Source organism: Brevibacterium antiquum CNRZ 918, from assembly GCF_900169145.1.
GTDB lineage: Bacteria > Actinomycetota > Actinomycetes > Actinomycetales > Brevibacteriaceae > Brevibacterium > Brevibacterium koreense.
In genome coordinates this window covers 272,401-282,237 of sequence record NZ_FXZD01000005.1, presented here as the reverse complement: position 1 = coordinate 282,237, position 9,837 = coordinate 272,401, and the positions used below count along the sequence as shown (strand labels likewise).

At 62.4% G+C, this 9,837-nt stretch carries 12 protein-coding genes; 9 read left to right on the top strand and 3 right to left on the bottom strand.

The annotated features are described in order from the left end of the window. Nucleotides 1–5: 5 nt before the first annotated feature. The gene (locus tag BANT918_RS18090) at nucleotides 6–176 is read left to right on the top strand and encodes an integrase core domain-containing protein (protein WP_418904359.1); all 171 of its coding nucleotides are present in this window, start codon (nucleotides 6–8) and stop codon (nucleotides 174–176) included. A 107-nt stretch (nucleotides 177–283) separates the two neighbouring features. Here the strand turns inward: BANT918_RS18090 and BANT918_RS09520 are convergent, their stop codons facing one another. Next, nucleotides 284–937, bottom strand: a complete 654-nt coding sequence (locus BANT918_RS09520; RefSeq protein ID WP_233430427.1) for a GNAT family N-acetyltransferase — start codon at nucleotides 935–937, stop codon at nucleotides 284–286. A gap of 140 nt (nucleotides 938–1,077) precedes the next feature. On the opposite strand from BANT918_RS09520, the gene gdhA reads away from it, so the two are divergent. Next, the gene (gene gdhA, locus BANT918_RS09515) at nucleotides 1,078–2,424 is read left to right on the top strand and encodes an NADP-specific glutamate dehydrogenase (RefSeq protein WP_101620006.1); all 1,347 of its coding nucleotides are present in this window, start codon (nucleotides 1,078–1,080) and stop codon (nucleotides 2,422–2,424) included. 157 nt (nucleotides 2,425–2,581) lie between these two features. On the opposite strand, the gene BANT918_RS09510 is transcribed toward gdhA, so the two are convergent. Continuing rightward, a complete protein-coding gene (locus tag BANT918_RS09510) occupies nucleotides 2,582–3,097 on the bottom strand; it encodes a flavin reductase family protein (RefSeq protein WP_101620005.1) in 516 nt (171 codons plus the stop codon). A gap of 31 nt (nucleotides 3,098–3,128) precedes the next feature. Between BANT918_RS09510 and BANT918_RS09505 the strand changes: the two genes are divergently transcribed. Both BANT918_RS09505 and BANT918_RS09500 read left to right on the top strand, forming a co-directional pair. Continuing rightward, nucleotides 3,129–3,383, top strand: a complete 255-nt coding sequence (locus BANT918_RS09505) for a DUF3039 domain-containing protein (protein WP_092102889.1) — start codon at nucleotides 3,129–3,131, stop codon at nucleotides 3,381–3,383. Further along, nucleotides 3,384–5,165 (top strand): DEAD/DEAH box helicase, encoded by a 1,782-nt coding sequence (locus BANT918_RS09500; RefSeq protein ID WP_101620004.1) that lies wholly within the window; start codon nucleotides 3,384–3,386, stop codon nucleotides 5,163–5,165. A gap of 59 nt (nucleotides 5,166–5,224) precedes the next feature. Here the strand turns inward: BANT918_RS09500 and BANT918_RS09495 are convergent, their stop codons facing one another. Next, entirely contained in the window at nucleotides 5,225–6,544 is a 1,320-nt protein-coding gene (locus tag BANT918_RS09495; RefSeq protein WP_101620003.1) for a nicotinate phosphoribosyltransferase, read from the bottom strand. A 52-nt stretch (nucleotides 6,545–6,596) separates the two neighbouring features. Between BANT918_RS09495 and clpS the strand changes: the two genes are divergently transcribed. Genes clpS through rdgB form a run of 5 tightly spaced genes read left to right on the top strand, consistent with a single transcriptional unit; the run spans nucleotide 6,597 to nucleotide 9,671 of the window. Continuing rightward, on the top strand, nucleotides 6,597–6,902 hold the full coding sequence (gene clpS, locus BANT918_RS09490; RefSeq protein WP_101620002.1) for an ATP-dependent Clp protease adapter ClpS: 306 nt from the start codon (nucleotides 6,597–6,599) through the stop codon (nucleotides 6,900–6,902). A gap of 3 nt (nucleotides 6,903–6,905) precedes the next feature. Continuing rightward, nucleotides 6,906–7,481: a DUF2017 family protein gene (locus BANT918_RS09485; RefSeq protein WP_101620001.1), complete on the top strand. Its 576-nt coding sequence runs from the start codon at nucleotides 6,906–6,908 to the stop codon at nucleotides 7,479–7,481. After that, on the top strand, nucleotides 7,478–8,299 hold the full coding sequence (locus BANT918_RS09480) for an MBL fold metallo-hydrolase (protein ID WP_101620000.1): 822 nt from the start codon (nucleotides 7,478–7,480) through the stop codon (nucleotides 8,297–8,299). Before BANT918_RS09485 ends, BANT918_RS09480 begins: the two co-directional genes overlap by 4 nt. Before the next feature lie 47 nt (nucleotides 8,300–8,346). Beyond that, the gene (gene rph / locus BANT918_RS09475) at nucleotides 8,347–9,069 is read left to right on the top strand and encodes a ribonuclease PH (protein ID WP_101619999.1); all 723 of its coding nucleotides are present in this window, start codon (nucleotides 8,347–8,349) and stop codon (nucleotides 9,067–9,069) included. Further along, nucleotides 9,066–9,671, top strand: a complete 606-nt coding sequence (gene rdgB, locus BANT918_RS09470) for an RdgB/HAM1 family non-canonical purine NTP pyrophosphatase (RefSeq protein WP_101619998.1) — start codon at nucleotides 9,066–9,068, stop codon at nucleotides 9,669–9,671. The genes rph and rdgB overlap by 4 nt, the downstream gene beginning before the upstream one ends. Nucleotides 9,672–9,837 lie beyond the last annotated feature (166 nt).

Below are 9,837 nucleotides of genomic sequence, written 5' to 3'. Positions count from 1 at the left end.
CGGAACTGATCGACCGTCGCGAATGGTCGGGGTTGATCGAGGTGATGGCAGCGACATCGAAATGGATCGGGTGGTACAACCGGCAACGACTGCATTCGGCGATCGGATATCGACCTCCGTTCGAGGTCCAAGCTGAGTGGACCAACCAGGGTGCGACCGCGAGCGTAGCTGCATAGAAAACCAGGAAAAACAGCCTCTATGAAACCCGGTGCTTGGCAAATCACCGTCGAGAGACCCTTGCCTCGCCGGTGATCGGCCACACCTCAGGTTATTGGCTACATCTTCAGGAAGCGTCGAGTCCCAGGAACCGGCGAACCACCTCTGTGCCGGCAACCTCCACCGGTTCCGCACCGCGGACGATGTCCGAAGCTGCCACAATCATCCGGTGTTCGGTGTGAGCCAGCCCGTCTTGCGCGACGATGGACTTCTCCCCGTTGGGGGAGTAGCCGAGCTTCTCTGAGACCCTGCGGCTGGCGTCATTGCCCTCAAGGTATTCGGAGTGGAACACTGCGGCATCGAAATAGTCGGCAAACGCTATCGCCGCAGCCCTCCTCATCTGGGTGCCGTACCCTTTGCCCTGCTCGTGCAGGGACAGCCAGGAGCCTGTTGATACCGACCGGGTGCGGACGAAGTCCTTGGCACTCAAGCCCTGTACGCCGACAACACGCCCGTCAACCCTGGCGGTGAGCTCGATGGTCCAGTCTTCGGCTCGGAAGTTCGCCCGCGTACTCCACTGATACTGTGCGATGGACTGAGCGATGTCCGCCCGAGCACCCGAATCCCAATTGACGAGAAAGGCTGGTCTGCCGTGGCTGCGCACCCCGCCGTCTGCGATGACGGCCAATTCCGGATAGTCGGATTCACGCACCGGCGACAACTCCATATCGCCGCATCGGATTCTCAAGGCAAACGGGGGCCAGACTTCTTCTAGATCCATACGATGAGTCTAGCGTCGGGGGCCTTTGCACATCTTTCTTCTCCGAAGCCCGCATTATACCAATCGTGCTTTCCAACACCGTGCTGTCCATTATTCGGGCGCCTCAGCTCATGTTATGCAGGTCACGGTAAATTGATCCCATGAGCTTACATCCATCACTGCAGCCAATCTTCGACACGGTGCTCCACCGCAATCCCGGAGAGTCGGAGTTTCATCAAGCGGTACAGGAAGTTCTCCATTCCCTGGGCCCTGTCGTTGACAAACACCCTGAATACCTCGAACTCTCCACTTTCGAGCGTCTCTGCGAACCCGAACGGCAGATCATCTTCCGGGTGCCGTGGATCGACGACCAGGGCGTTGTCCAGATCAATCGAGCATTCCGGGTCCAGTTCAACTCTGCTCTCGGCCCTTACAAGGGTGGGCTGCGCTTCCACCCCTCGGTGAATCTGGGAATCGTCAAGTTCCTCGGTTTCGAGCAGATCTTCAAAAACGCGATCACCGGACTGCCCATCGGGGGTGGCAAAGGTGGCTCTGATTTCGACCCCAAGGGCCGCAGCGACCTTGAAGTCATGCGCTTCTGCCAGTCATTTATGACTGAGCTCTCCCGGCATATCGGGGAATACCGGGATGTTCCAGCCGGCGACATCGGTGTAGGCGGGCGCGAGATCGGCTATCTGTTCGGTCAGTACAAACGCATGAAGAACGAGTACGAAGCCGGAGTCCTGACCGGTAAGGGCCTCTCCTACGGCGGATCCATGGTCCGCACGGAAGCCACCGGGTTCGGTGTTGTGTACTTCCTCAAGGACATGCTCGCCGCTGCGAAGAAGAACATCGACGGACGCACCGTCTCGATCTCCGGATCGGGAAACGTGGCTGTGTTCGCCGCCGAGAAGGCCACAGCCTTCGGCGGCACCGTCATCACCATGTCGGACTCGAGCGGGTTCATCCATGACCCGGATGGCATCGACACGGACATCGTCAAGCGGATCAAGTTCGAAGAACGCGGTCGCATCTCCGATTACGTCGACGAACGTGGAGGACGGGCCACCTACCACGAGGGCGGCAATGTCTGGGAAATCGAGGTCGACGTCGCACTGCCCTGCGCCACTCAGAACGAGCTCGATGCCGACTCGGCCCGAACTCTCGTCCGCAACGGGGTCATCGCCCTTGCCGAGGGAGCGAACATGCCGTGTACGCCCGAGGCTGTGAAGACCTTCTCCGATGCCGGCGTTCTCTTCGCCCCGGGCAAGGCGGCCAATGCCGGCGGTGTGGCCACCAGCGCACTGGAAATGCAGCAGAACGCCAGTCGTGATACCTGGGACTTCGACTTCACCGAAGCCCGCCTGGCAGAGATCATGGGCGACGTCCACGACAGTTGCGCCGCTGCAGCCGCAGAGTTCGGCTCACCAGGCGATTACGTTGCCGGCGCCAACATTGCAGGCTTCATCCGCGTCTCCGAAGCGATGCTTGCACAGGGCGTCGTCTGACCTCGGCGACAAGCCGCAGACAAGCAAAGCGCAGACAGACAAGGCACAGACAGCAGCCGGGACTGACCTGCGCACAGCGGCCCTCCGATTCTCAGTCAGCTTCACACGAAGCCGATGAGAGTTCGGAGGGCCGCTGGCCTTCACCCGAAGGCCCGGATCAGCGAGGCCCCATCGTTCCGTAGGCCTTGCGCCACCTCAGCAGTGGTTTGTTCTTGCTGCTGTGCGCGCCAGCCCCCATTGAAACGACCTCGCCGACGACGAGGCTATGCGTTGCCACTTCGAGCATCTGCGTGGTCCTCAGTTCGAACCAGGCGATCGCATCCGTGAGCACAGGCTGCCCCGAATGAGGAGCGGGAAACGTATCGATGCCTTTCAGCGAACCGTAGAGGGGCTGGCCGGACGCACCCAGCCGCTCGGAGATGTCGCGCTGGGATGAGTTGAGCAGGGAGATGGCGTAGTGCTCACTCATCTCCAAGGTCTCCATCATCCGTGATCCGCCGTAGACGCTGACCGCCATCGTCGGCGGATCATAGGACACGTCGAGGAAGGAGTCGACGGTGATCGCGTGCAAGGCATTGCCCCGCTTGGCCGAGACCACAGCCACTGCAGCAGCAATATCGTCGCTGAGTTCGCGATAGCGTTCTGTGAGGGAGTCCTCGTGAGTTCTGTCCATGGCACTCATTCTAGGGAACTACAATGGAGCCATGACCTATCCAGCATCAGGTGGTTCAGCAACAATCGAGCGTGAGCAGTCCGAGCAGCGTGTTGAACCCGGAGACCACGAACGTTTCAGCCACTACGCACCTAAAGACAAGATCATGGAATCCATGGTCACGGGCACACCGCTGATCGCCCTGTGCGGAAAGGTGTGGGTGCCTACCCGCGACCCCGAGCGGTTCCCCGTATGCCCGCGATGCAAAGAAATCTACTCAACAATGTCTGAAGGACCCAAGGAGTAAATGGCCGCGGAACGTCTCCCCGGGACCTCCGCCGCCGAACAACTGCCACCGGCCTTTCCCGAGCGTGCTGCTTGGGGAACGGCCGGAAAGTTGCGCGCCTGGCAGGCTGAGGCCCTGGAACAGTATTTTCGGGATCAGCCGAAGGACTTTCTCGCAGTAGCGACACCGGGCGCCGGCAAGACGACATTCGCCCTGCGGGTCGCTGCCGAGCTGCTGGCGCAGCGCGTCGTCAATAGAGTCACCGTCGTGGCCCCCACAGAACACCTCAAGGTGCAGTGGGCCGATTCCGCCTCACGCGTCGGCATCAAACTCGACCCGCACTTCAAGAACGCCCAAGGCAAACACGCTCCCGGCTATCATGGTGTGGCCATCACCTACGCGCAGGTGGCCGCCAAGCCCGTGCTGCACCACAACCGCACCGCGGCGGGCCGCACTCTCGTCATCCTCGATGAGGTCCACCACGGAGGTGACGCATTGTCCTGGGGTGATGCAGTTCGGGAGGCGTTCGGCCCGGCAGTGCGCAGACTCTCCCTGACCGGTACCCCCTTCCGCTCGGATACCTCACCGATCCCATTCGTCACCTATGCCCCAGACGAAAACGGCATCCGCACCTCGGTGGCAGACTATTCCTACGGCTACGGTCGGGCGCTCAAAGACTCCGTGGTCCGCCCTGTCCTGTTCCTCGCCTATGCCGGTGCCATGTCCTGGCGGACCAGAGCCGGTGATGAGATGTCCCACGTACTCGGCGAAGAGACGACGAAGGACATCAACTCTCAGGCGTGGCGGACTGCTCTCGACCCAGCCGGCGACTGGATACCAGCCGTGCTCAAGGCCGCCGACCGGCGTCTGACAGAGGTGAGGCGGACCGTGCACGACGCCGGGGGCCTCGTCATCGCCACAGACCAGGACAACGCCCGTGCCTATGCCAAGGTGCTGCGCGAACTCACCGGTGAGGCACCTACGGTCGTCCTCTCCGACGAAGTAGGAGCTTCGGCACGGATCGAGAAGTTCCAGAATTCCACCGACCGGTGGATGGTCGCGGTTCGCATGGTTTCCGAAGGTGTCGACGTGCCGCGCCTGTGTGTCGGGGTCTACGCGACCTCCTCGGCGACTCCACTGTTCTTCGCACAGGCCATCGGACGTTTCGTGCGTGCGCGCAAACGCGGTGAAACCGCCTCTGTGTTCCTGCCCTCCGTCCCGATTCTCCTGGCGCTGGCCAACACGATGGAGGTCGAACGCGACCACGCCCTCGACCGGCCGAAGAATGAGGATGAGAACGATGTCGTCGTCTTCGACGACCAGGCCATGGAGCAGGCGAACCGTGAAGAGGGCGCCTCTGACCAGCTGGGTTCCTTCGAGGCATTGGGCGCCGAGGCGCTCTTCGACAGGGTGCTCTTCGACGGTGGCGAGTTCGGCACAGGCGGAGCAGTCGGCTCCGAGGACGAACTTGACTTCATCGGCATTCCCGGGCTGCTCGAACCAGACCAAGTCCACGAACTGCTGCGAAGCCAACAGGCGCGTCAGGCGAAACGCAAGACTGCTGCGGCACCGCCGGCGCCAGAAACCGAGCCCAGCGAGCTCGATCACCGGGCGATGAAGGAAGAGCGCAACCAGCTTCAGAGCCTCGTCGGTGCCTGGTCTCGGCGAACCGGTTCACCCCACAAGGCCGTCCACGTCGAACTGCGCAAGGCCTGTGGGGGACCGGCCGTGGCGCAGGCGACCCGGGAGCAGATACAGGCGCGGATCGCAAAGCTCCAAGGCTGGTTCGTCGGCAAGAAATGACGTCCACTGCGTCTATGCAGGCAGACGGGCCGACCTCAGCTCAGCTGACTCGGTCCCGATCATTTGGGATAGAACACTGTGGGGATCGCCGGTTCGCCGTCCTGCATGCGCCTGGCCGAACGCGGCAGCTCGGCCAAGGACTCGTCATGCCGAGCGCAGGCCTTCGTGACCCCGGCAGCGCCGATATAGGTCTCATTGATCTCACCGTCGACGACAAGATCAACGGTCAATGACCTGCCATCGCCGAGGTCGTCTGGCAGCGTCGGGATGCCGACGGCTTCTTCGACCGCGATCGCACCATCGATGAGGCGCAAAGCGTCCTTGTGCCCTCCACGTGAGGGTTTGCCGGTGGAGTTCTTCGCCACCGAGGTCCATGCCCCCGACTCGTCGGCGCGGGCCACGAGCTTGTAGACGAGCCCGGCGGCCGGAGCGCCCGAGCCTGTGACCACTCGTGTTCCGACACCGTAGGAATCTACGGGGGAGGCAGCGAGAGCAGCGATGGCATATTCGTCGAGATCACTGGTGACCGTGATCGTCGTATCATGAGCGCCGAGACGGTCGAGGCCCGCACGGACTTCACTGGCCTGTTCGACAAGGTCGCCCGAGTCGATGCGCACCCCACCCAGATTCTCACCTGCCAGGCGGACCGCCGTCGCCAGCGCCTCCTCGACGTCATAGGTGTCCAGGAGCAGAGTCGTGTCTGTGCCTAAGGATTTGAGCTGAGCGGCGAAGGCTTCCTGCTCCGAATCGTGGAGCAGCGTGAAGGAGTGGGCAGACGTGCCGATCGTGCGCAGACCGTACCGGAGCCCGGCGGCGAGATTCGACGTCGACGCGAAACCGCCGATGACGGCCGCGCGGGCAGCGGCGACCGCGGCATGTTCGTTGGTGCGGCGACCGCCCATCTCCGCGCAGGGTCGATCTCCTGCAGCCTGAGCCATGCGCGAGGCCGCCGAGGCGACCGCACTGTCATAGTTCATCGCTGAGAGGATGAGCGTCTCGAGGATGACCCCTTCTGCGAAGGTGGCTTCGATCGTCATCAGCGGGGAGCCTGGGAAGTAGATCTCGCCCTCCGCATACCCACGGATGCTGCCGGAGAAGGAGTAGTCGGCCAACCAGTCGATGGTTTTCGAATCGACGATCTGCTCGCGGCTGAGAAACGAGAGCTCCTCGTCGCCGAAGCGGAAATCCCGGAGCATCTCGAGGATGCGGCCAGTGCCGGCAACGACTCCGTAGCGCCGACCGGCAGGCAGGCTGCGACCGAAGACTTCGAACAGGCTCCTACGGTGAGCGGCGCCTGATTCCAGTGCTGCCTGGACCATCGTCAATTCGTACTGATCGGTGTAAAAAGCCGTCGAAGCGGTCCGTGTGAGATCACTCATAGGCGCGATACTACGTCACGACAGCGTCAGTGTTCTGCCGTAAGGTGGAAACGTGAGCAATCCAACGACTCCAGTTCTGGAGCCGGAGGTCGACATTCGACCGGCGACAGAACAGGCAAAGCCATGGAAGACCGTCGTCTTCAACGACCCCGTCAACCTCATGAGCTACGTCAGCTACGTATTCCAAGCCTACTTCGGATATTCGGCCGAGAAGGCTCAGTCGCTGATGCTTGAAGTCCATGAGAACGGTCGCTGTGTCGTTGCCACAGGCGGACGCGAAGCTATGGAGAGGGACACCCAAGCCATGCACGAATACGGTTTGTGGGCCGCGTGCCAACCTGAAACAGGATCCGACTGACATATGGCAGCAATTGACGCTCATGGGGACGATGTCGTCCTCAAACTCGAGGACAACGAACGATCCCTCATGCTCACCGTCTTCACCGATCTGGCAGCACTCCTGGCAGAAGACGACAACGAAGACGGTCGTCCCGACTCGGAGAACTGGGAAGCACGCCTCGGACTGGTCGAACGGCCACGGCCCCAGGACCCGGCGCTGCTGCGACTCTTCCCCGACGTCGACCCGCTCGACGAGGAACGTTCACAGGAGTTCCGGCGTCTCACCGAGTTCGACCTCCAGCAGGCGAAGGCCCACAACGTGCGCATCGTCCTCAACGGTCTGGCCAAAGGCTCCTCGATTGCTTTGAGCCACGATGAGGTTCTGGCATGGATGAAAGGCCTCAACGACCTACGCCTGGTACTTGCCGTTCGTATGGGCATCGACACGGAGGAAGCCCAAGAGGAGAAATATGCTCACCGAGACGACCTCGAGGAGTCCGAAGAGCTCACTCTGACCCTGTACGACTTCCTGACCTGGATTCAGGATCGACTCACCACCACCTTGCTCAGCGATCTGCCGGGGGACGACGACACATGAAGCTCACTGCCATCGGCACCGCCGGTTCCTTCCCCGGCCCCAACTCCGCAGCCAGCTGCTATCTCATCGAAACCGACGAGGAATCACCGACGCGCATCGTGCTCGACCTCGGGTCCGGGGCGCTGAGCCCGTTGCAGCGTGCCGTCAACACGGATGGGCTGACCTCGGTCGTACTCAGCCACCTGCACCCCGACCACTGCATGGACATGACCGGCCTGTACGTCAAGCACTGCTACGATCCGAAGTTCTTCAACGGCAACATCTCCGACACCGGATCGATCCGCACCAGGACAAGCGTCCTCGCCCCGGCCGGCGCACAAGAACGACTCACCCGGGCCTACTACACGGACCCCGGAAAGTCCCCAGTCGCCGCCAGCGCACATGACACCGACCTCAGCCATGCCTTCGACTTCGCCGACCTCGACCACGGGACCAGCCATCAGGTGGGAACTCTGCAGATCGAATCCTTCCTCGTTGACCACCCGGTTGAGGCCTATGCCCTGCGGATCACAGACGCCAACGGCGCAGTGATCACCTATTCCGGTGACAGCGACGAATGCGACAACCTCGTCGAGGCCGCCCGCGGAGCAGACCTGTTCCTCTGCGAAGCTGCCTTCCAGGAAGACCGCGACAGCACTCGCGGCATTCACCTCACCGGCAAACGTGCCGGACGCGTGGCTCAGGCGGCCGACGCCAAGTCCCTCGTCCTCACCCATATTCCTTCCTGGACGGACTGTTCCATCGTCCGCGGTGAAGCCGCCCGCGAATACCGGGGACCCATCGAGCTGGCCAAACCGGGCAACAGCTGGACCGTGTGAGGCACCGACCAGAACAGAACAGCACCGACAACTGAAAGAGGCACACAGTGCGCGCAGACGGACGACTCGCCGATGAACTCCGCGAAGTGACCATCACCCGCAATTGGATCAACACTGCCGAAGGATCCGCTCTGGTGGAATTCGGCAACACCCGCGTCCTGGTTGCGGCCTCATTGACCGCGGGCGTGCCGCGCTGGCTCAAGGGCCAGGGCCGTGGCTGGGTCACCGCCGAATACGCGATGCTGCCGCGCGCCACGGACTCCCGCAACACCCGCGAGTCCGTCAAAGGCAAGCTGGGTGGTCGCACACATGAGATCTCGCGCCTCATCGGCCGCAGCCTGCGGGCTGTCATCGACCTCGAGAAGCTCGGCGAGAACACCCTCGTTCTCGACTGCGACGTCCTCCAAGCAGACGGCGGCACTCGTACCGCCTCGATCACCGGCGCCTACGTGGCACTGGCCGATGCGATCGACAAGGGTCGTTCAACGGGCATCATCCCCGCTGCGAACAACCCGATCAAGGACTCGATCGCTGCGATCAGCGTCGGCATCATCGACGGAGAACCCGTCCTCGACCTGCCCTACGTCGAGGACTCGCGTGCCGATACCGATATGAACGTCGTGATGACCGGCAGCGGACAGTTCGTCGAGGTCCAGGGCACTGCCGAAGGCGCACCCTTCGACCGTGAGGAACTGGGCCGTCTGCTCGACCTCGCTGCTAAGGGCTGCACCGACCTCACCAGCATCCAGACCGAGGTGCTGGGCAAATGACCACGTTCGTGCTGGCCACCCACAACGAAGGGAAGAGGCGCGAACTCCTCGCGATCCTCCTCCCCACGTTGGGGGAGGACACCCACGTCATGACCGCCGCCGAGGCAGGCCTGGGCGACATCCCGGAAACCGGAGTCACGTTCACAGAGAACGCCCTGATCAAAGCCCGAGCCGCAGCGCAGGCCACCGGCCGGACCTCCATCGCCGATGATTCGGGGATCGCTGTGGACGTCCTGGGCGGGGCGCCGGGAATCTTCTCCGCCAGATGGGCAGGCCGACACGGAGACGATCGGGCCAACCTCGAGCTTCTCCTCGCCCAGTTGTCTGACATTTCGAGCGAACATCGCGGGGCACAGTTTCGCTGCGCTGCCGCAGCAGTGACCCCGGACGGCCGCGAATTCTCAGCCGAGGGAATCATGCCAGGGCGCCTGGCCACGGGCCCATCGGGAGCGCACGGGTTCGGCTATGACCCGATCTTCGTCCCCGACGGCGGCAACATCAGCGCGGCGCAGATGACACCGGAGGAGAAGAATTCCCGGTCACATCGAAGAGTCGCCTTCGACAAGCTCGCCGCAGTCCTCGCGGCACAGGCAGGACTCTGAAACCCGCCGGCGCTGTATCGCCGTTTCTCCAGCTGCGCCACGATATGAACAATGATGCTTCGAATAGTGAGAACTTCCGCTAAGCTGGCGAGGCTGGTGTGCGACTGCGCAGGACCAGCTGGAGACGACGAATGAGCCAGCGTGGGTTCGTGAATTTGGGAGAGCG